Source organism: Streptomyces sp. NPDC037401 (assembly GCF_055602345.1).
In genome coordinates this window covers 142,535-163,194 of record NZ_JBVJWO010000010.1, presented here as the reverse complement: position 1 = coordinate 163,194, position 20,660 = coordinate 142,535, and the positions used below count along the sequence as shown (strand labels likewise).

19 protein-coding genes and 2 tRNA genes are annotated in these 20,660 nt (G+C 71.6%); 10 read left to right on the top strand and 11 right to left on the bottom strand.

The window, feature by feature from the left end; genetic code table 11:
- The first annotated feature begins 22 nt into the window (after positions 1–22).
- The 4 genes from ACZ7H1_RS13070 (at position 23) to ACZ7H1_RS13055 (ending at position 3,569) form a co-directional block, all read left to right on the top strand.
- Complete coding sequence (locus ACZ7H1_RS13070) at positions 23–736, top strand: M50 family metallopeptidase (protein ID WP_470786199.1); 714 nt, start codon at positions 23–25, stop codon at positions 734–736.
- A gap of 54 nt (positions 737–790) precedes the next feature.
- On the top strand, positions 791–2,140 hold the full coding sequence (gene aroA / locus ACZ7H1_RS13065) for a 3-phosphoshikimate 1-carboxyvinyltransferase (protein ID WP_470786197.1): 1,350 nt from the start codon (positions 791–793) through the stop codon (positions 2,138–2,140).
- 4 nt (positions 2,141–2,144) lie between these two features.
- Positions 2,145–3,155, top strand: coding sequence for a ribosome small subunit-dependent GTPase A (gene rsgA / locus ACZ7H1_RS13060; protein WP_470786195.1), 1,011 nt, complete (start codon positions 2,145–2,147; stop codon positions 3,153–3,155).
- A gap of 90 nt (positions 3,156–3,245) precedes the next feature.
- Positions 3,246–3,569 carry a DMT family transporter gene (locus ACZ7H1_RS13055; RefSeq protein WP_470786193.1) on the top strand — a complete coding sequence of 108 codons (324 nt, stop codon included), beginning with the start codon at positions 3,246–3,248 and terminating at the stop codon, positions 3,567–3,569.
- 61 nt (positions 3,570–3,630) lie between these two features.
- On the opposite strand, the gene ACZ7H1_RS13050 is transcribed toward ACZ7H1_RS13055, so the two are convergent.
- Positions 3,631–4,212 (bottom strand): TetR/AcrR family transcriptional regulator, encoded by a 582-nt coding sequence (locus ACZ7H1_RS13050; protein ID WP_470786191.1) that lies wholly within the window; start codon positions 4,210–4,212, stop codon positions 3,631–3,633.
- Positions 4,213–4,361: 149 nt separating this feature from the next.
- Between ACZ7H1_RS13050 and hisN the strand changes: the two genes are divergently transcribed.
- Together hisN and ACZ7H1_RS13040 are read left to right on the top strand one after the other, a co-directional pair.
- The gene (gene hisN / locus ACZ7H1_RS13045) at positions 4,362–5,162 is read left to right on the top strand and encodes a histidinol-phosphatase (protein WP_470786190.1); all 801 of its coding nucleotides are present in this window, start codon (positions 4,362–4,364) and stop codon (positions 5,160–5,162) included.
- Positions 5,163–5,323: 161 nt separating this feature from the next.
- On the top strand, positions 5,324–5,716 hold the full coding sequence (locus ACZ7H1_RS13040) for a CBS domain-containing protein (protein ID WP_470786314.1): 393 nt from the start codon (positions 5,324–5,326) through the stop codon (positions 5,714–5,716).
- Between the two features lie 64 nt (positions 5,717–5,780).
- On the opposite strand, the gene ACZ7H1_RS13035 is transcribed toward ACZ7H1_RS13040, so the two are convergent.
- Complete coding sequence (locus tag ACZ7H1_RS13035) at positions 5,781–7,250, bottom strand: catalase (RefSeq protein ID WP_470786189.1); 1,470 nt, start codon at positions 7,248–7,250, stop codon at positions 5,781–5,783.
- 129 nt (positions 7,251–7,379) lie between these two features.
- Here ACZ7H1_RS13035 and ACZ7H1_RS13030 point away from each other — a divergent pair, with 129 nt between their 5' ends.
- Positions 7,380–7,796 carry a Fur family transcriptional regulator gene (locus tag ACZ7H1_RS13030; protein ID WP_470786188.1) on the top strand — a complete coding sequence of 139 codons (417 nt, stop codon included), beginning with the start codon at positions 7,380–7,382 and terminating at the stop codon, positions 7,794–7,796.
- A gap of 144 nt (positions 7,797–7,940) precedes the next feature.
- Here the strand turns inward: ACZ7H1_RS13030 and ACZ7H1_RS13025 are convergent.
- From ACZ7H1_RS13025 to ACZ7H1_RS13010, 4 genes are all read right to left on the bottom strand, one after another.
- Positions 7,941–8,014, bottom strand: a tRNA-Met gene (locus ACZ7H1_RS13025).
- 64 nt (positions 8,015–8,078) lie between these two features.
- On the bottom strand, positions 8,079–9,887 hold the full coding sequence (locus ACZ7H1_RS13020) for a tetratricopeptide repeat protein (protein WP_470786187.1): 1,809 nt from the start codon (positions 9,885–9,887) through the stop codon (positions 8,079–8,081).
- A gap of 191 nt (positions 9,888–10,078) precedes the next feature.
- Positions 10,079–10,152: transfer RNA gene (locus ACZ7H1_RS13015), tRNA-Met, on the bottom strand.
- 45 nt (positions 10,153–10,197) lie between these two features.
- Entirely contained in the window at positions 10,198–13,128 is a 2,931-nt protein-coding gene (locus ACZ7H1_RS13010; protein WP_470786313.1) for a UPF0182 family membrane protein, read from the bottom strand.
- Positions 13,129–13,256: 128 nt separating this feature from the next.
- Between ACZ7H1_RS13010 and ACZ7H1_RS13005 the strand changes: the two genes are divergently transcribed.
- Positions 13,257–13,832 carry a PPA1309 family protein gene (locus ACZ7H1_RS13005; RefSeq protein WP_470786185.1) on the top strand — a complete coding sequence of 192 codons (576 nt, stop codon included), beginning with the start codon at positions 13,257–13,259 and terminating at the stop codon, positions 13,830–13,832.
- A 95-nt stretch (positions 13,833–13,927) separates the two neighbouring features.
- Here ACZ7H1_RS13005 and ACZ7H1_RS13000 read toward each other — a convergent pair whose 3' ends face one another.
- From ACZ7H1_RS13000 to ACZ7H1_RS12990, 3 genes are all read right to left on the bottom strand, one after another.
- Positions 13,928–15,016 (bottom strand): YlbL family protein, encoded by a 1,089-nt coding sequence (locus ACZ7H1_RS13000; protein ID WP_470786183.1) that lies wholly within the window; start codon positions 15,014–15,016, stop codon positions 13,928–13,930.
- Positions 15,017–15,320: 304 nt separating this feature from the next.
- Positions 15,321–15,785 (bottom strand): molybdenum cofactor biosynthesis protein MoaE, encoded by a 465-nt coding sequence (locus ACZ7H1_RS12995; protein WP_470786181.1) that lies wholly within the window; start codon positions 15,783–15,785, stop codon positions 15,321–15,323.
- Between the two features lie 136 nt (positions 15,786–15,921).
- Entirely contained in the window at positions 15,922–17,043 is a 1,122-nt protein-coding gene (locus ACZ7H1_RS12990; protein WP_470786180.1) for an SDR family oxidoreductase, read from the bottom strand.
- 192 nt (positions 17,044–17,235) lie between these two features.
- Between ACZ7H1_RS12990 and ACZ7H1_RS12985 the strand changes: the two genes are divergently transcribed.
- Both ACZ7H1_RS12985 and ACZ7H1_RS12980 read left to right on the top strand, forming a co-directional pair.
- Positions 17,236–18,627, top strand: a complete 1,392-nt coding sequence (locus tag ACZ7H1_RS12985) for a zinc-dependent metalloprotease (protein WP_470786178.1) — start codon at positions 17,236–17,238, stop codon at positions 18,625–18,627.
- Positions 18,624–19,148, top strand: a complete 525-nt coding sequence (locus ACZ7H1_RS12980) for an NUDIX hydrolase (RefSeq protein ID WP_470786176.1) — start codon at positions 18,624–18,626, stop codon at positions 19,146–19,148. Before ACZ7H1_RS12985 ends, ACZ7H1_RS12980 begins: the two co-directional genes overlap by 4 nt.
- An 83-nt stretch (positions 19,149–19,231) precedes the next feature.
- On the opposite strand, the gene ACZ7H1_RS12975 is transcribed toward ACZ7H1_RS12980, so the two are convergent.
- On the bottom strand, positions 19,232–19,963 hold the full coding sequence (locus ACZ7H1_RS12975; protein ID WP_470786174.1) for an AIM24 family protein: 732 nt from the start codon (positions 19,961–19,963) through the stop codon (positions 19,232–19,234).
- Positions 19,964–19,981: 18 nt separating this feature from the next.
- A complete protein-coding gene (locus ACZ7H1_RS12970; RefSeq protein WP_470786173.1) occupies positions 19,982–20,659 on the bottom strand; it encodes an AIM24 family protein in 678 nt (225 codons plus the stop codon).
- Position 20,660: the final 1 nt, after the last annotated feature.

Sequence of the window (20,660 nt, the reverse complement as noted above, 5' to 3'; positions counted from 1 at the left end):
ACCGCAAGGAGTCCGCCACCTGATGGACAGCACCTCCCTGGGCGGCCTCTGGGACCGGCTCGCCGGCACTCAGTCCGCCCCTGAAACCTGGCTCGTCATAGCCACCGCGGTGGCGGCCCTGGCCGTCGTGGCCCCGCGCCCGCTCTGGCTGCTCTCCCGCAACGCCATCACCATCGCGCACGAGGGCGGGCACGGCCTGGCCGCGGTGCTCACCGGGCGACGGCTCAGCGGGATCCGGCTGCACTCCGACACCAGCGGCCTGACGGTCAGCCGCGGGCGCCCCACCGGGCCCGGCATGATCCTGACCGCCGCCGCCGGGTACACCGCACCCTCGCTGCTGGGCCTGGGCGGCGCGTGGCTGCTCTCGGCGCACCGGGTCACGCTGCTCCTGTGGCTGGCGACGGCACTGCTGGTCGTGATGCTGGTGATGATCCGGAACGCGTACGGCGTGCTGACGGTCGTCCTCGCGGGTGGTTCCTTCCTGCTGGTCTCCTGGCTCGCGCCGGAGGCCGTGCAGTCGGCGTTCGCGTACGCCGTGGTGTGGTTCCTGCTGCTGGGCGGCGTACGGCCCGCCTTCGAGCTCCAGGCCAAGCGCCGGCACGGCGGGGCGCCCGATTCGGACGCGGACCAGCTCGGCCGGCTCACCCACACGCACCCCGTCGTGTGGCTCGTCTTCTTCCACGTGGTCTCGCTCACCTCCCTGACCGGGGGCGGCCGCTGGCTGCTCGGACTCTGAGACCGGGCCGGCGATCAAGATCCGGGTCCGTCGCGGGGCACTAAAGTGAGGGCCATGACCGACACCTCTGCGAACCCAAGCGCCCACGACCTCTGGCCCGCCCCGCTCGCCGACGGGGCCGTGCACGCCACCGTCACCGTGCCGGGTTCCAAGTCGGTCACCAACCGCGCGCTGGTACTGGCCGCCCTCGCCGCCGAGCCGGGCTGGGTGCGCCGCCCGCTGCGCTCGCGCGACTCGCAGCTGATGTCCGACGCGCTGCGCGCGCTGGGCGTGGGCATCGAGGAGACCGTGTCGTCCAGCTCGGCAGGTGCCGGCGAGAGCGGCGAGGCCTGGCGGGTCATCCCGGCCGGCCTGCGCGGCCCGGCGACCGTGGACGTGGGCAACGCCGGCACGGTCATGCGCTTCCTGCCGCCCGTCGCGGCGCTCGCCGACGGCTCGATCCGCTTCGACGGCGACCCGCGTTCCTACGAGCGTCCGCTGGGCCAGGTCATCTCCGCGCTGCGCTCCCTGGGCGCCCGCATCGACGACGACGGCCGCGGCGCCCTGCCGATGACCGTGCACGGCGGCGGCGCCCTGGACGGCGGTGTCGTCGAGATCGACGCCTCGAACTCCTCCCAGTTCGTCTCCGCACTGCTGCTCTCCGCCCCGCGCTTCAACCAGGGCGTCGAGGTCCGGCACACCGGCGCCACCCTGCCGTCGATGCCGCACATCCGGATGACCGTGGAGATGCTGCGCGCGGCCGGCGCGCAGGTCGACACCCCCGAGTCCGGCGGCGAGAAGAACGTCTGGCGGGTCGCCCCCGGCGCCCTGCTCGGCCGCGACCTGGTCGTCGAGCCGGACCTGTCGAACGCCCAGCCCTTCCTGGCCGCCGCGATGATCACCGGCGGCACGGTCACCATCCCCGACTGGCCGCGCCGCACCACCCAGCCCGGTGACGCGCTGCGCACGATCTTCACGGAGATGGGCGGCTCCTGCGAGCTGACCGACGCCGGCCTGGTGTTCACCGGCACCGGCAAGATCAACGGCATCGACGTGGACCTGAGCGAGGTCGGCGAGCTGACCCCGGGCATCGCGGCGGTGGCGGCCCTCGCCGACTCGGAGTCGGTGCTGCGCGGCGTGGCCCACCTGCGGCTGCACGAGACGGACCGCCTGGCGGCCCTGACCAAGGAGATCAACGGCCTCGGCGGCGACGTCACCGAGACCGAGGACGGCCTGCGCATCCGCCCGCGCGCCCTGCACGGCGGGGTGTTCCACACGTACGACGACCACCGGATGGCCACCGCGGGCGCGGTGATCGGCCTGGCGGTCGGGGGGGTGCAGATCGAGAACGTGGCCACCACGGCGAAGACCCTGCCGGACTTCCCGCAGATGTGGGCGGACATGCTCGCGGGAGCGGGAGAGTAGCGCGATGCGCCGGTACGGGAAGCACACCGACGAGGACGACATCCGGGCCCGCCCCAACCGCAAGGGCAACCGGCCCCGGACGAACATCCGGCCCAAGCACGAGGACGCCTCGGAGGGCTTCGTCCTGACGGTCGACCGGGGCAGGCTGACCTGCCTGGTCGAGGACCGCACCATCCACGCGATGAAGGCCCGCGAGCTGGGCCGCAAGGCAGCCGTGGTGGGTGACCGGGTCTGGATCGTCGGTGACCTGTCCGGCAAGAAGGACACCCTGGCGCGGATCGTCCGGATCGAGGAGCGCAAGTCCGTCCTGCGCCGGACCGCGGACGACGACGACCCGTTTGAGCGGGTGGTCGTCGCCAACGCCGACCAGCTGGCGATCGTGACCGCGCTCGCCGACCCGGAGCCGCGGCCGCGCATGATCGACCGCTGCCTGGTGGCCGCGTACGACGCCGGTCTGGAACCGCTGCTGGTCCTCACCAAGTCCGATCTGGCCTCCGCGGACAAGCTGCTGGAGACGTACTCCACGCTCGGCGTGAACTACGTGGTCACCAACCGCGAGGAGCTGGCCGCCGGGGACGCGGCGGACCGGGTGCGCGAGCGCCTCTCCGGCCGGATCACGGCCTTCGTGGGCCATTCGGGCGTCGGCAAGACGACCCTCGTCAACTCGCTGGTGGCGGCGGACCGGCAGCGGGCCACCGGCCACGTCAACGCCGTCACCGGGCGCGGCCGGCACACCACCACCTCCGCGCTGGCGCTGCCGCTGCCGGGCATGGAGGGCTGGGTCATCGACACACCCGGCGTGCGCTCGTTCGGCCTGCACCACATCGAGCCGTCCCGGGTCATCCTGGCCTTCCCGGACCTGCAGCCCGGTACGGAAGGCTGCCCGCGGGCGTGCAGCCACGACGAGGCGGAATGCGCGCTGGACCAGTGGGTGGCCGACGGCCATGCCGACCCGGCCCGCCTCTACTCTCTGCGCCGGCTGCTGGCGACGCGCGAGCGGCGCGAGGGCGACTAGGGGCCCGGGTTTGCCGGGGGGCGTGTCTGGTAAATGCATAATCGCACCGTGGCGCGAGGCCGTGTCACATGATGCGGGGAGGCATTCGACATGGCATGGCTGCTCGTCGTCGTCGCGGGACTCCTGGAGACGGGTTTCGCGGTCTGCCTCAAGCTGTCCCACGGCTTCACCCGGCTGTGGCCGACGATCGCCTTCGCCGCCTTCGCGCTGGGCAGCTTCGGCCTGCTGACCCTGGCGCTCAGGAAGCTCGACGTGGGGCCGGCGTACGCGGTCTGGACGGGGATCGGCGCGGCCGGAACCGCGATCTACGGCATGATCTTCCTCGGCGACCTGGTCTCCACGCTGAAGATCGTCTCGATTTCGCTGGTCATCATCGGGGTCATCGGGCTCCAGCTCTCGGGCTCGTCCCACTGACCCGCGGCCACCGGCTGCACGCGCGTCACGGGGGGCACGTGCCTCACGCCGTGCACGCGCGTCACAGGGTGGGCTCGGCGAACATGAGGAGCTCGCGGATCGAGGTCCCGCCCTGCTCCCCGCCCGGCGCGATCACGTAGGAGAGCGCGAGCCGCACGGCCAGTTCGCAGCGGCGGGCCGTGCTCTCGTCGCCCTCCAGCGCGGCCGCCGCGCGGTCCCGTACCGTGCGGGCCAGCTCCGCGGGAGCCGGCACCCCGGTCTCCGCCCGCCGCTGCAGCGGCAGCAACGCCGACTGCTCACCGGCCCCGGGCACCGGCAGCCGGTCGTCCCAGCAGCCCGTGAGCAGGGCCCGTACCAGCGGGTGGGCGCGCGCGGCGCCCACGGTCCACTCGGCGAGCGCCACCAGGCGCTCCCTCGGCCCGGCCGGGCCGCCGAGGGCCCGGTCCACGCCCGCGAGGTACCAGTCGGTCTCCCGTCGGACCAGGGCCCGCGCGAGGCCGTCCTTGCCGCCGAATTCGTTGTAGAGGGTCTGCCGGGAGACCCCGGCGGCCGCGGCCACGTCGACCATGCGCACGGCGGGCCAGGGACGGCCCGTCAGCGCCACCTGGGCGGCCTCGAGCAAGGATTCCCGCGCTGCCGGCATCTTCGCCTCCCTCCCCCGGAACCCGTCCGGGGGGACGCCCTGCCATCCCGGCCAGCGTTGACGGGCCGCAGGGCGCTGTCAAGGGGGCCTGTCCGCGTGAGCGCGGACGCCGTGTGGTCCGGCCGAAAGAGTGCCGATACTGTTCGGCCATGCCCGAGTATGACGATGATCTGCGCCTTGCCCACGAGCTCGCCGACGCCGCCGACGCGGCCACCATGGACCGCTTCCGGGCCCTGGACCTCAAGGTGGAGACCAAGCCGGACATGACTCCGGTCAGCGAGGCGGACAAGGCCGCCGAGGAGCTGATCCGCGCGCGGCTGAAGGCGGCCCGGCCGCACGACGCGATCCTCGGCGAGGAGTACGGCGTCGAGGGCACGGGGCCGCGGCGCTGGGTCGTCGACCCGATCGACGGCACGAAGAACTACGTGCGCGGGGTCCCGGTCTGGGCCACCCTCATCTCCCTGATGGCGGAGGGCGAGAACGGCTGGCGCCCGGTGGTCGGCGTGGTCTCCGCCCCGGCGCTGGGCCGCCGCTGGTGGGCCGCCGAGGGCAGCGGCGCGTTCACGGGCCGCAGCCCGGCCGAAGCGCAGCGGATCGGGGTCTCGAAGGTCGGCTCGCTCGCCGACGCGTCCTTCGCGTACTCGTCGCTGAGCGGCTGGGAGGAGCGGGGCCGCCTCGACGGCTTCCTGGACCTGACCCGCGGGGTGTGGCGGACCCGGGCGTACGGCGACTTCTGGCCGTACATGATGGTCGCCGAGGGGTCGGTGGACATCTGTGCCGAGCCGGAGCTGTCCCTGTGGGACATGGCGGCGAACGCCATCGTGGTCCAGGAGGCCGGGGGCCGGTTCACGTCCCTGGACGGCGTGGACGGCGTGCACGGCGGGAACGCCGCCGCCTCCAACGGCCTGCTGCACGACGAGATGCTCGGGTATCTGCACCCGAGCGACTGAGCGCGCGCCCCGCTCGACCGAACGCGCCCTCTTGATGACCCTCCGTGCCCGTGGGAATCTGAGAATCCTCCGCTTGTGCGCTTGTGAATGCATTCTCTAGGGTGCGTTGTTCCGGGCGCACGTCCAGGCGGGGGCTCTCTCCCTAGGAGGTGGCTGTCTCCATGCTCGTCCGCGACGCCATGAGCACCGTGATCCTCACCCTCGGACCCGCCCACACCCTCCGGCAGGCGGCCTGCCTGATGTCCGGCCGGCGCGTCGGCGCGGCCGTCGTCCTCGACCCCGACCACAGCGGGGTCGGCATCCTGACCGAGCGCGACATCCTCAATTCGATCGGCGCGGGGCACGACCCCGACCGGGAGACCGTGGGTGCCCACACCACCAACAACGTGGTGTTCTGCACCCCGGACGCCACCTTGCAGGAAGCCGCCGAGGCGATGGCCCACGGCGGCTTCCGGCATCTGATCGTGCTGGAGCAGGGCGGGCCGGTCGGCATCGTGTCGGTCCGCGACATCATTCGCTGCTGGGTCCCGGCGCGGCGCACGGTGCCCGCGTAGGACGCCGATGGGCCGGCACCCCGGAAGGGGTGCCGGCCCATCGTCTGCCACGACAAGCGGTGCGTCAGCCGCGCAGGGCCTGGACCGCGGCTTCCAGCCGCTTGCCGAAGTCGCCGTCCGCCTGGCGGAAGTTGCCGATCGCCCGCTCGGCGATGTCGTCACGGGAGACCTTGGCGATGAAGCCCGACAGGTTCTCGATCAGACGGCCCTTCTCGTCCTCGGACATCAGGCGGTAGAGGTTGCCCGCCTGCACGAAGTCGCCGTCCTCGCGGTGCGCCGGCGCGGCGTGGTTGCCGGTGCCCCCGGTGACCGGGACGGACTGCCACAGCGGACGGTCGGTCTGGTGCGGGCCGCCGAAGCTGTTCGGCTCGTAGTTCTTCGCGCCCTTGTGGCGGCCGTCGTAGAGGAAGCCGTCACGGGAGTTGGTGCGCGCCTCGGTGGCGTGCGGGCGGTTCACCGGCAGGTGGTCGGCGTTGATGCCGACGCGGTAGCGGTGGGCGTCGCCGTACGCGAAGAGACGTCCCTGCAGCATCTTGTCCGGGGACGGACCGATGCCGGGCACGAAGTGCGCCGGGCTGAAGATCGACTGCTCGACCTCGGCGAAGACGTTCTCCGGGTTGCGGTTGAGCTCCAGCTTGCCGATCTCGATCGGCGGGTAGTCCTCGTGCGGCCACACCTTGGTGAGGTCGAACGGATTGAAGCGGTATTCCGCCGCTTCGGCCGCCGGCATGATCTGGACCTGCACGGTCCAGGTCGGGAAGTCGCCGCGCTCGATGGACTCGCGCAGGTCGCGCTGGTGGGAGTCGGGGTCCTCGCCGGCGAGCTTGTTGGCCTCGGCCTGGGTGAGGTTCACGATGCCCTGGTCGGTCTTGAAGTGGTACTTGACCCAGAAGACCTCGCCGGCCTCGTTGTTCCACTGGAACGTGTGCGATCCGTAGCCGTTCATGTGGCGGTAGGACGCCGGGATGCCGCGGTCGCCGAAGAGCCACGTCACCTGGTGGGTCGACTCGGGGCTCAGGCCCCAGAAGTCCCACACGTTGTCGGCTTCCTGCGAGCCGGTGTACGGGTCGCGCTTCTGGGTGTGGATGAAGTCCGGGAACTTGATGGCGTCCTTGATGAAGAACACCGGGGTGTTGTTGCCGACGAGGTCGTAGTTGCCCTCTTCGGTGTAGAACTTCAGCGCCCAGCCGCGGGGGTCGCGCACGGCGTCGGCCGCGCCGAGGTTGCCGGCGACGGTCGAGAAGCGCAGGAACGTTTCCGTCTGCTTGCCGACCTCGGAGAGGAACGCGGCGCGCGTGTACGGCGTGACGTCGGCGGTCACCGTGAAGGTGCCGTACGCGCCGGCGCCGCGGGCGTGCACCACGCGCTCCGGGATGCGCTCGCGGTTGAAGTGCGCGAGCTTCTCCAGGAGGAGCTGGTCCTGGACCAGGACCGGACCGCCGACGCCCGCGGTCTCGCTGTTCTGGTTGTCGGCGACCGGGGCCCCGGCCTCGGTGGTGAGCGGTCCCTGCGTCACGTGCGCCTCCTGCGTCATTCCTGCTGTCCTGTCCTTCGCCAGTGCTGACTCCGACCCTACAATGGACTTTGTCTAAGTCAAGTAAGCATCCAAGTCCACACTGGTTCGGGATCTACACTGGGTCCCCTCGCTGTTAGGCTGGCGTTTATGAGTGACCTGCTGGAGAGACTTCGCGGACGCGGATGGCGCATGACCGCACAGCGGCGCGTCGTGGCCGAGGTGCTCGACGGTGACCACGTACACCTGACCGCGGACGAGGTTCATGCGCGCGCGGTGGCCAAGCTGCCCGAGATCTCCCGCGCGACCGTCTACAACACCCTGGGCGAGCTGGTCTCCCTCGGCGAGGTCCTGGAGGTCTCGACCGACCGGCGGGCCAAGCGCTACGACCCGAACGCCCACCGGCCCCACCAGCACCTGGTGTGTGCCCAGTGCGGCGCGATCCGCGACGTGCACCCGGCGGGGAACCCGCTCTCCGACCTGCCCGACTCCGAGCGCTTCGGCTTCGTGGTCGAGAACGTCGAAGTCACCTACCGCGGCATCTGCCCGAACTGCGCGGCCGCCTGAGCGGCGCGCGCAGCAGCTCGTCCGACGGCCTCCCGGCCCTGCCGGGGGGCCGTCGCGTTTCCCGGAGGCCGCCGCCTCGCCCTCTGCCGGGAAAAACGACGAAGGCCCGGATCCAGTTCCCTGGATCCGGGCCTTCGTCTTCAGTAGCGGGGACAGGATTTGAACCTGCGACCTCTGGGTTATGAGCCCAGCGAGCTACCGAGCTGCTCCACCCCGCGTCGGTAAACCTCACGTTACGGGATGCCTGCGACCAGCGCAAATCCCTTACCCGGGGGCCAGCCGTCAGGCCGTGAGCTCCTCCTCCAGGGCCTCGCGCAGCCGCGCCGCCCGGCCGGCGACCTCCACCGGCCCCAGCTCCACCGCCCGCGCGCACCACTTCCGCGCCTCGTTGAGGTCGCCGTGGCGCGCCGCGAGCAGGCCGAGGCGGAGCGCGGCCCGGCCGTGCCCGGCCACCGCCGCACGGGTCCACCACAGGGCGGCCTCGGGCTCGCTGCCCTCCCGGGCCAGCAGCAGCCCGAGGTTGAAGGCGCCGTTGCGGCTGCCGGCCTCGGCCGCCTCCCGGTACCAGCGGGCCGCCGTGCCCAGCTCGCCCCGTCCGGCGGCGAGCATGCCGACGCGCACCTGCGCCCGCCGGTGCCCCTGCTCGGCGGCACGCTCGTACCACTCCTCGCTCTCGCTCTTCCCGGCCGCGGGCGCGCCCAGGGCCGGTGCCTCGGCCGGGGGTGCCAGCGAGTCCAGCAGGGAGGCCAGCCGGAAGGCCGCCTCGGCGCTGCCGCCGCCCGCGGCGCACCGCAGGTGGCGCTCCGCCGCGCGCTCCTCGCCGTCGCGCACCAGCGCGATGCCGACCTGGAGCGCCGCGTCGGTGTGACCGGCCGCGGCGGCGCGCTCGTACCACTTCAGGGCGGTGCGGTCCTCGTCGCGGCTGGCGAACAGGATGCCCAGGTTGAACGCGGCGTCGACGCTGCCGGCCTCGGCCGCCTTGGAGAACCAGGGCTCCGCCCCGGCCGCGTCCCCGACCTGGAGCAGCAGGATCGCCAGCGCGTTGGCCGCCTCGCGGTGTCCGGCGTAGGCGGCGCGCCGGTACCACTGCTCGGCCTGGGAGGTCCGCTCCTGGGCGGCGCAGAGCAGGCCGAGGTTGTAGGCGCCGTTGTCGTCGCCCGCGTCCATGGCCGCGCGGTACCACTTCTCGGCGGTCTGGGTCTCTCCCCGGGCAGCGTGCAGGGCGCCGAGGGCGTTGGCGGCGTTGCCGTCGCCGTCCTGCGCGGCGCGCAGCCACCACGACGCCGCGCCCTCCTCGTCCCCCTGGTCGCGCAGCAGGAAGCCGAGGGCGCAGGCGGCCCGCGCCTCGCCCTGCTTGGCGGATGTCAGGTACCAGCGCCCGGCTTCCTTGAGCTCGCCCCGGGCCTCCAGGGCCGTGCCCAGGTGGAGCGCGGCACGCCGGTGGCCGCGCGCTGCGGCCTGCCGGTACCACTGCTCGGCCTCGGCGGGCCGACCGGTGCGCAGCAGGCGGGCGAGGCGGTACGCGGCTTCCCGGTGGCCCTGCTCGGCGGCGGCGCGCAGCCAGCGCTCGGCGCCGGTGTCGCCGCGGTGCTCCAGGAGGTCGGCGAGGGCGTAGGCACCCAGGGTGTGGCCGGATTCGGCGGCCTGGCGGAGCCAGTACTCGGCGGCGGGCTCGTCGCCGCGCTCGCGGTAGTGGCGGCCCAGGGCGTGAGCGGCCGCGGCGGACCCGGCGACGGCGGCGATCCGCCACCAGCCTGCCGCCTCGTCTGCGTAGCCGCGCTGGTGCAGGAGGACGCCCAGGTTGTTCGCGGCGGCCCGGTCGCCCTCGGCGGTGGCGCCGCGCAGGTACGGCTCGGCGCCGTCGAGGTCGCCCCGGCGCAGCAGGGAGGCACCGAGGACGCTCATCGAGGCGGCGTCTCCGGCGTCGGCGGCAGCACGGTGCCGGGCCTCCAGCTCGACGTCTGCCACCGCATCGGTCAGCGCGGTGTCAACAGCCTCGGCCAGGAGCGCCTCGGTACCCGTGGTCTTGTTCTCGTCGGATTCCGCCCGCACAAACCGCCCTGTCTCCAGCAGAGTTGACCTGTCCCCCATAAATCCCATCGTCGCATCACCTGCAACCCGCGTACACCTGGTATGTCGCAGCCAGTGAGGTCACTAGAGCGTTTTGTCGACATGCCCACAGATGGACACCTCAAACACGATCCCGCCCCAACTCACCCCTCCCGGGTGACCGATGACATGACGAAGGCCCGGATCCAATGGATCCGGGCCTTCGTCTTCAGTAGCGGGGACAGGATTTGAACCTGCGACCTCTGGGTTATGAGCCCAGCGAGCTACCGAGCTGCTCCACCCCGCGTCGGTGAAACCACAGTATCACGATGCGGGGCGGAGCTTTTACCCGTTAACTTTCGGCGGGCGGCGCGGGTGGTGTCGTCGAACCGCCGGGCGTGGGCTGGGCACCCGGCGTCGGCTTGGCGCCCGGCTTGGGCTGTGCGGCCTTGGCCTCGGCGTCCTGGGCCCGCTTCAGCGCGGCCTCCAGGTCGTCCTGCGCCTTGCCGTACGCCGCCCAGTCGCCGGCCTTCATGGCCCTGTCGGCCTCTTCGAGGGCCTTGGCGGCGTCGGCGAGCGCCTGCTTGACCGTCGGGTTGCCGGGCACGGTGACCGGCGGCTTGGTCCCGGGCGGTGTGGTGGTCGGCGCCTCGGCCCCGAAGACGACGTTGAGCGCCTTCTCCAGGGTGTCCTCGAAGGCCGTCTGGCCGCCGTAGGTCACGAGCACCTTGCGCAGCAGCGGGTACTTGAGCCCGCCGCCGCGGACGTAGACCGGCTCTACGTAGAGCATCCCGCCGTCGAGCGGCACCGTGAGCAGGTTGCCGTACTCGACCTCGGAGTCGCCGCCCCTGAGCAGCCTGATCGACTCGGCGATCTTCTGCTCGGAGTTGAACTGGCTCTGCACCTGCTTGGGGCCGTCGACGGTTCTGCTCGTCGGCAGCTTCAGGATTCTGATCTTGCCGTAGTCAGACGTGGCCGGATCGGCGTTGACCGCCATGAAGGCGCTCAGGTTGTCGCGGCCGTTCGGCGTGAACGTCGTCGTCAGCGAGAAGACCTGGCCGGGATCGGGCTGGTTCGGCATCTTCATCGACAGGTAGTACGGCGGGACGGCGTTCTCGGCCTTGGTGGTCGGGTCGTTCGGCACCGCCCAGACCTCGGAACCGCTGAGGAAGGTCTGCGGGTCGGTGACGTGGTAGCGCGTGAGCAGCTCGCGCTGGACCTTGAAGAGGTCCTGCGGGTAGCGCATGTGCTCCATGAGCGACTTGGAGATCTCGGTCTTCGCCTTGACCGTGCCCGGGAACGCCTTCATCCAGGTCTTCAGGACCGGGTCCTTGGTGTCCCACTGGTACAGGCGGACCGTTCCGTCGTACGCGTCGACCGTGGCCTTCACGGAGTTCCGGATGTAGTTGACCTGGTTCTCCTGGGCCACGACCGCGCGCTGCTGGTTGGTGAGCGAGTCGGCCGTGGTGTCGCCCAGCGTGGTGCGCGAGGCGTACGGGTAGCCGTTCGTCGTCGTGTACGCGTCGACGATCCACTGGATCCGGCCGTCGATCACGGCCGGGTACGCCGCGCCGTCGATGGTCAGCCAGGGGGCGACGGACTCGACGCGCTCCTTGGGCGTGCGGTTGTACAGGATGCGGGAGCCCTCGCCGATGGCCCCGGAGTACAGGATCTGCGGCTCGCTGAAGGCCAGGGCGTAGGCGGCGCGGTTGAAGGCGTTGTCGAGGTTGACCCCGCTCTTGCCCCGGTAGCTCGTCTCCTTCTCGCCGTTGTCGTCGGAGTAGTCGAGCTCCTTCTGCGGGCCGCCGACGATCGAGTACTGCTTCGTCATCTCGCCGTAGTAGATGCGCTGCTCGAAGTCCGTGCCGAACTCGCCCTTCGAGGGCAGGTCGGACTGGGTGAAGACGGGGCGGCCCTCGCGGTCCGCCTCGGTGCCCTTGGCGGCGACCACGCCGAAGCCGTGCGTGTACTTGAAGTGGTCGTTGATCCAGTTGTTCTTCGGGATGCCCTTCAGGTTCAGCTCACGCAGGCCGATGACCGTGTCCTGGCCCTTGTACCGGTCCACCGCGAGGGTCGACGGGAAGCCGTAGTAGCCCTTGATCTGCTGGAGCTGCTGGAACGTGGGCGAGACGATGTTCGGGTCGAGCAGCCGGATGCTCGCCGTGGTGTCGGCGGCCTTCCGGAGGGCGTCGTTGTCCTTCGTCGTGCTGACGCCCGGGTACTCCTTGACCTCGGAGTCGTCGATCCCGTAGGCGTCGCGGGTCGCCTTGATGTTCTTCTCGACGTACGGCGATTCCTTGGCCTGCTCGTTCGGCTGGACCTGGAACTTCTGGACGATGGCCGGGTAGAGGCCGCCGATCAGGATCGCCGAGAGCACCATGAGGCCGAAGCCGATCACCGGCAGCTGCCAGGTGCGGCGCCACAGCGTCGCGAAGAACAGCACGGCGCAGATCGCGGCGATGCAGAAGAGGATCGTCTTGGCCGGCAGGTAGGCGTTGGCGTCGACGTACCGCAGGCCGGTCCAGTTGTCCGCGGCCTTGAAGTCGCTGGACTTCACGGCCAGGCCGTACCGGTCCAGCCAGTACGCGACGGCCTTGAGGGCGACGAAGAGGCCGAGCAGCACCGAGAGGTGGCCGGTGGCGGCGGAGGTGGCCCGGGCGCCCGGGCTGGTCACGCGCAGCCCGCCGTACAGGTAGTGCACGACGGCGGCGGCGATCAGCGAGAGCACGACGGCGGCGAAGCCGAAGCCGAGCAGGAAGCGGTACCAGGGCAGGGTGAAGGCGTAGAACGACACGTCGAGCCCGAACTGCGGGTCCTTCGTGCCGAACGGCACGCCGTTCACGTACATCAGCCAGGTGCGCCACTGGCCTGCGGCGGAGGCGCCGGCGATCAGGCCCACGAGCGCCGCGATGCCGATGAGCAGCCACTTCTTGAAGGGCGCGATGCTCATGCGGTACCGGTCGAGGCTCTGCTGCTCCAGCGACATGGCGCTCAGCGGCGGCCGCAGCCGGTGGGCCAGCCAGATGTTGAAGCCGACGGCGCCGGCCATGAGCAGGCCGAAGACGGCGAACAGCCCGGTCTTGGTCCACAGGGTCGTGGTGAAGACGGACGAGTACTGTACGGACCGGTACCAGAGCCAGTCGGTCCAGAACCCCGCGAACATGATGAACGCCATGGCCAGCACGGCCAGGACGCCCAAGGTCATGAGCAGGGTCCGGGCACGCCGGGACGGGCGGCCGACTCTGATCCGTGGCCCAGAGGGGCCTCCGCCGCGGTCCGGCATCTGGAAAGCCAAGGTGCGCACCTCGAAAGTCGCTGTGTCTTTTTGAGCGGGCCCCCGATCGTAGAGCCCACTCTTGCAACTTACTGAGGCTTTAGTCAGTTCCCGTTATCGCGGCGAAAGGAGGCAGGATGTTGCCCATGTCCAACCTTTCCTCCTCCGGCACTCCCATGGCGGCCAGCCCGCTGACCCGTGCCGTACTCGAAATCGACGAATACGCCGCCGGGCTCGGCTGGGACCGGCCTGCCCGTCTCTTCGCACTCGTCGACACCGCGAAGCTGCGCGCCCAGGCGCCCCGGCTCGCCGCGCAGCTCGGCCGGGACGACCAGCCGGCCGACGTCCCCGCGGCGTCGTTCACCCCCATCGAGCAGGACGAGCTGCCCGCCGGCACCCCGCTGGACCGGTTCCTCGGCACCATCGCCTGGCCCGCCTCCGTGGTCGGCTGCGCACTGACGGTGGAGCGGCTGATGCTGCCGCCGTCCGCCGAGGCCTCCGTGCCCAACGACATGAACGAGAAGCAGCTGGCCGCGTGGGTTTCCGAGCACCCCGAGCGCCAGGAGGTGCGGCTGACCGTGGCCGTGCTGCGCAACGGCGCGCGCGAGTCGGCCGTACGCCTGCGGGACAAGGACTCCGCGAGCGAGGTGCTCACCGGGGCGGACCTGGTGCCCGGCCTGGCCGAGGCGCTGGCCGCGACGTTCGAGGCCTAGGTCGCGTCGTCACAGTCCCGTCCGGTCGGCGGGCGGACGACGCCACTTTGACGACACTCCCCAGCGCCCGGGCCCGCGCGTCCGCGCGGGCACCGTCAGCCGGCGCTGCACTGCGGCAGCCCGGCGGTGTTGCCCTTGGCGATCTTCTCCAGGGACTTCACGGCGTCGGCGATCGTGTCGACCTTCACCAGGGTCAGGCCGTCCGGCACGTCCTTGGCGGCGGAGGCGCAGTTGTCGGCCGGGGTGAGGAAGTAGCGGGCGCCGGCGTTGCGGGCTCCGATGGTCTTCATCTGGATGCCGCCGATGGGGCCGACCTTGCCGGCGTCGTCGATGGTGCCGGTGCCCGCGACGAACTTCCCGCCCGTCAGGTCGCCGGGGGTGAGCTTGTCGACGATGCCGAGGGCGAACATCAGGCCGGCGCTGGGGCCGCCGACGTCGGCGAGCTTGATGTCGACGGTGAACGGGAACGTGTGGTCGGTGCTGGCCCGGATGCCGACGATGGCGTGGCCGTCGCCCTCGGCCTTCTTCGTGGTGATGGAGACCTTCTCGGACCCGACGGGGTCCCGGCGGGCCTTCTCGGCCGCGGCGGCTTCCTTGGCCGGGATGATCGTGAACTCGACCTTCTCGCCGGCCTTGTGCTTCGTGACGAGCTTGGCGACGTCGGCGGGGGCCGTGACCGGGACGCCGTCCACGGCCTTGATGACGTCGCCCGCGTGCAGCCTGCCCTCGGCGGGGCTGTCCTTGACGACCGTGCCGACGACGACGCGGGAGCCGACCGGGACGCCGAGCTCGCGGAGCGCCGCGACCTTGGCGCTCTCCTGGGACTGGCTGAACTCCTCGGCGTTCTCCTGCGTGGACTGCTCTTCCGTCTTGCCGTCCGGGTAGAGGTTCTCGTGCGGGACGACGACGTTGTCGTGGGCCAGCCAGCCCGCCACCGCTTCGAGCAGGTTCATGTCGTAGTCCGCGCCCGTGACGCGGACGGTCGTCATGTTGAGGTGCCCGCTCGCGGGGTACGTCTTGCGCCCGGTGATCTGCAGGACAGCCTCGCCGTCGGAGTCGCCGAGGGTGTTCACCGTGGGTCCCGGGCTCATCTCCGAGTACGGGACCTTGATCATGACCCCGCAGATGAGGAACCCGAAGAGCATGAAGACGGAAGCGAGCATCGTCGCAGTGCGGCGTGGCATGGAACGACAGTACGGGACGCGTCAGACGGCGTCGGAGCCGGAGTGTTCCCGGTCCATCGCTTCGCGGAATCTCGCGTAACCGGCAAGTTCGGATATGTCGCCGGAGGTGCGATCACGGGCTGCCCAGCCTGCCCATATCGCTGCTCCGACGGCAGCGAAAAGCGGAATCAGCAGCCACGCGAGTGATGCCATTCCGTGCCTCCCTACCCCGAGAACGACCGCAACGGATTGTGTGGTCCTAACGCTCGTGCCCGGAGCGGGGTTACGCAAATCGGGGGGTCCGCCCGGGCGTGCGGCCGCGCCGTCAGCAGGCGCCGACCCACTCCTCGGTGCCGTCCGAGAAGCGCTGGTGCTTCCAGATCGGGACCTCGTGCTTGAGGTCGTCGATCAGCATGCGGGAGGCCTCGAACGCCTCGCCGCGGTGGGGGCAGGAGACGGCGACGATCACCGCGATGTCGCCGACGGCCAGGTCGCCCACGCGGTGGACGGCGGCCAGGGCCCGGACCGGGTACTTCTCGACGACCCGCTCCGCCACGCGGCGCATCTCCGCCTCCGCCGTCGGGTGGCAGGAGTAGCCGAGCGAGTCGACGTCCGCGCCGCCGTCGTGGTTGCGGACCGTGCCCACGAAGAGCGTCGTACCGCCCGTCTCGTCGTCGCCGACGGCCCGGAAGACCTCGTCGAGGGAGAGCGGCGTCTCACGGATCGCCAGCAGCCGGACCGGGTCCGCTGCAGCCTGCTCGCCGGGGTGGTCGAAGGTCGGTGAGTCCATGTCGTCCATCGTGCCCTACCGCTCTGACATCGTGGAATAGCCGATTCGACCGGTGGTGGCGGGTCGGGGTATGGAGCCTTCTACAGGATCCGCAGGCCCGCAGCACCTGGCTGCGGCCGGCGGCGCCGCAGCGGACTCAGATACCGCGGCGCTTGCGCGCTCTGCGCACCACCGCCGCCGCGCCCAGCAGCGCGACCGTCGCACCCGCGGCGCCCGCCGCCGTGGCGTCCTTGCGGCCCAGCCTGCGGCCCGCGACCGTGTGCCGGCCGGCCACCTCCTGGAGCAGCTCGGCGAGGACTTCTTCGTTCGTCCACCGGGGCCGCCAGCCCGCCGCGTGCAGCCGGCTGCCGCTGACCACCCACGGGTGCATCGTGTACGCGAGGTCCCCGGCCGGCGAGGGCGTCAGGCCGATCCGGTGCAGGCGGGCCGCGGCGCCCAGCGCGACGGCGGACGGCAGCTCCATCCGGCGGATGCCGCTGAGCTCCTCGACCTCCTCCTGCTCCAGCCAGCCCTCGCAGCCCACCGCGAGCTCGCCCTCGACCTTTTCCAGCGCCGCGTACTCCAGCGCGCTGACCAGGTCTTCCACGTGGCAGAACTGCCAGGTGGGGCGGGATCCGGCGACGACCAGCAGCCGCGGCGACTCGAAGTAGCGGGTCAGCGCGGTGTCCGTGCCGCCGATCAGGACGGCCGGGCGGACCACGGTCACGTTCAGCCCGGGGTGGGCCCGCGGGGCGCGGCGGCCCAGCCGCTCGATCTCCAGCAGGTCGCCGACGCCGGTGGCCTCGGCGGTGGCCCGCAGCTCGGCGTCCTCCGAGAGCGGGATGTCGTTGTCCGGCAGCGCGCCGTAGACCATCGCGGACGTGCACAGCACGACGCGGCGCACCCCCGCGGCCGCGGCGGCGGTCAGCACGGTCTGCGTGCCGCGGACGTTGTACGCCGTACGGGCCGCCGGGTCGGTCTCCAGGTCCAGGTCCAGCGCCAGGTGGACGACCACGTCGGCGCCGCGGAGCTTCTCGGCGATCGCGGGGTCGCGGACGTCGAGCACGTGCCACTGCGCCGCCGCGCAGTCGCCGCGCCGCTCGTCGATCCCTACGACCTGCCTGACCTCGTCGGACTCGGCCAGGCGCTGCACCAGAGCGGCTCCGACGCCCGACGCGGCACCGGTCACGGCGATCACGGGGCCCCGCAGACCGTTGTTTCGCCCATGGCGAATTTCGGGGTCGGGCACTGCTCGAACCTGAGGATCAGGGGAACTCACCGGGCGTCTCCAGCGGTTGTCTTCAGTAGGTGCACGTCCTGACGCGTACCTACCAGGTGATGTCCATCCTGCCGCAGCCCAGCAGTCGGCGGAGCACCGAGCCCGGAACCGGGCGGGGTGTCTACGCTGGGTGGTGTTGTCGGACCATTGCCGCCGGCGCCCCGCCGGCGGCCCTACGAGCCGAGGAAACCCGTGAGTGACACCCCATTCGGATTCGGCCTTCCGCCGGAGGAGCCGGACAACGGCGACGAGGGCAAGAAGAAGGGCGATCAGGGCGGCCAGGGCGGCCCCGCGAATCCGTTCGGGTTCGGCGGGGCGGGCCTGCCGGGCGGCGCGGACAACCCGTTCGCCGCGATGTTCGGCTCGATGAACCCGAACGACCTGGGCGCCGCGTTCCAGCAGCTCGGCCAGATGCTGAGCTACGAGGGCGGTCCCGTGAACTGGGACATGGCCAAGGACATCGCGCGCCAGACCGTCGCCCAGGGCACTGCGGACGGCGTGAAGGACGCGAGCGTCGGCGTCGCCGAGCGGTCGGCCGTCGAGGAGGCCGTACGCCTCGCCGACCTGTGGCTGGACGGCGTGACCTCGCTGCCCTCCGGGGCCGGGTCGGCCGTGGCCTGGAGCCGCGCCGAGTGGGTCGAGGCCACCCTGCCGGTGTGGAAGGAGCTCGTCGACCCGGTCGCCGAGCGGGTCGGTGCGGCCATGGGCAACGTCCTCCCCGAGGAGATGCAGGCCATGGCGGGCCCGCTGCTCGGCATGATGCGCTCCATGGGCGGCGCGATGTTCGGCCAGCAGATCGGCCAGGCCGTGGGCACGCTCGCGGGCGAGGTCGTCGGCTCCACCGACATCGGCCTGCCGCTGGGCCCGGCCGGCAAGGCCGCTCTGCTGCCGCTGAACATCGAGGGCTTCGGCAAGGACCTCGGCGTGCCGTCCGACGAAGTGCGGCTGTACCTCGCCCTGCGCGAGGCCGCCCACCAGCGCCTCTTCGCGCACGTGCCGTGGCTGCGCTCGCACCTGTTCGGCGCGGTCGAGGGATACGCCCGCGGGATCAAGGTCGACACCTCGAAGCTGGAGGACGTGGTCGGTCAGCTCGACCCGTCGAACCCGGAACAGCTGCAGGAAGCGCTCCAGGGCGGCATGTTCCAGCCGCAGGACACGCCCGAGCAGAAGGCGGCCCTCGCCCGCCTGGAGACGGCGCTCGCGCTGGTCGAGGGCTGGGTGGACGCGGTGGTGCACGAGGCCGCCAAGCCCCGGCTGACCTCGGCCGACGCGCTGCGCGAGACCCTGCGCCGGCGGCGTGCCTCCGGCGGCCCGGCGGAGCAGACCTTCGCGACGCTGATCGGCCTGGAGCTGCGGCCGCGCCGGCTGCGCGACGCCGCCCGGCTGTGGGCCTCGCTGACCGATGCCCGTGGCGTGGACGGCCGCGACGGCCTGTGGGAGCACCCGGACATGCTGCCGACGGCCTCGGACCTCGACGACCCGGACGGCTTCGTGCACCGCGAGCAGCTGGACTTCTCCGAGCTGGACAAGATGCTCGGCGAGGCGGCCGAGAAGCGCGACGAGGACGGCGACGACAAGAAGTGAGCCTTTACGACGACGCCGTCCTGGTGCTCAAGGGGTACGCCGACCAGGGCGAGCTGCGCGACGAGTACCTGGCGCACCTGGACGCGCACCCGGACGGCATGTACAAGCCCTGCGGGGCCGGGCACCTGACGGCCAGCGCGCTGGTCGTCGACCCTGCGGCCGGGCGGGTGCTGCTGACCCTGCACAAGAAGCTCGGCATGTGGCTTCAGATGGGCGGGCACTGCGAGGCCGGTGACGCGACCGTCGCGGACGCGGCGATGCGCGAGGCGCGCGAGGAGTCGGGGATCGAGTCCGGTCTGACGCTGCTGCCCGGCGGGCCGGTGCGGCTGGACCGGCACCCGATCCCGGCGCCCTGCCACTGGCACCTGGACGTGCAGTACGCCGCGCTCGCGCCTGCCGAGGCGGTCGCCGCGATCAGCGACGAATCGCTGGACCTGCGCTGGTTCGGGTACGACGAGGTCGCACAGGTCGCCGACGCGTCGGTGGTGCGGCTGATGGAAGCCACGCGCGCCCGGCTCTGACCGGCCGCCGCGGCGGCGACGGAAGAGGCCGGGGCGGTCCTGCTGGTGCAGGACCGCCGCGGCCTCTTCGGTGAGGACGTCCGCTAGGCGCGGCTCCCGCCCAGGGAGTTTCCGCGCATGCCGAAGCCGAGCACCCCGCCCCGCAGGTGGGTGGGCGGCAGCAGCTCGCTCGGCTGGACGAGGACGTACCCCTCGCCCTGGAACTGCATCTCCCAGCCCTCGCCGGTGGCGCCGCGGCGCCGCCAGACGGCGGAGGTCGAGGTCGGTGCCTGGAGCTGGGTGCGCAGCGAGGTGGACCAGGCGATGACCGCGTCGGCATCGGCGCAGATGTTCCTGCCCGGCCCGACCTCCAGGACGAGCGGCTCGCCGGAGGTGAGCAGCGCGACCTGGCCGGAGCCGGTGAGCTCCAGGTTGTAGGCGCCTGCCGAGGCGATCTCGACGGCGCTGTCCACGGCGAGGATGCCCACGCCGAGGGTGCTGTCGAAGGCGAGGACGGACTTGCTGTCGACCGTGATGCCGCGGCCGACCTCCATGACGTGGATGTGCTGGGCGAAGTTGGCCAGGTAGACCTGGCCGCTGCCCTTGCACTTCATGAGCTCGAGGCTCTCGTTCGCCATGCGCTGGACGTTGCGCCAGCTGTTGTTGCGGTACTGGCTCTGGAAGTCGACATGGCCCTCGAAGGCGACCATGGCGCCCTGCCGGGCTAGGACCGATCCGCTGCCCTGGGTCAGGTCGGCCTTGAGCAGCTGGGGGTTCTGCAGGGTGTAGCGGCCGGTGGTCGGTACCGGGACGTGCGCGAAGAGTGTGCTGTGCATGGTGACTCGGTGCTCCTCTCAGCCCCGGATCTTGAAACGGTCGCCGGTGTCCTCGCTGGGCTGGACCACGACGAAGCCGCGGCCCTTGAAGCCGATCTGGAGGGCCTCGCCGCTGCCGCGGCCGATGAGGGCGCTGGCCTTCACCGTGCGGCGGGGCTTGAGCTCCAGGCCGGTGGTCCAGCCGATCAGGGCGTCCGGGTCGACGTACGTCTCGCGCTCCGCGCAGTCGAGCACGGTCGGGATGCCGCGGCTGACCAGGGCCACCCAGCCGGTGCCCCGGACGACCAGGTTCGTCAGGCCGGAGCCGGAGAGCTTGGCCAGGCCCTTGACCGGCTCGATCGCCAGCTGGAGGCTCGCGTCGCAGGCGAGCAGGGTGGCGCCGTTGACGGACAGGGCTTCGTCGGCGAGGTGGAGGACGATCACGTCCGCGCCGTAGTCGGCGAGGTACAGGTCGCCGTCGCCGCGGCAGAGCATGAGCTTGCCGCCCTCGCCGGTGACCATCTCCTCGGCGGAGCGGCGCAGGCCGGCGGGGGCGCCGTCGAACTGCACGTACCCGTCGTACGCGATCATCGAGCCGGCCTTGGCGATCAGGTCGTGGCCGGTGACCATCTTGACCTTGAGGGTCTTGGCGTTGTGCACGGCCATCCGGGCGCCGGTGTCGGCGACGCGGTGCGCGCTGAGTGTCTGCGTGTCCATG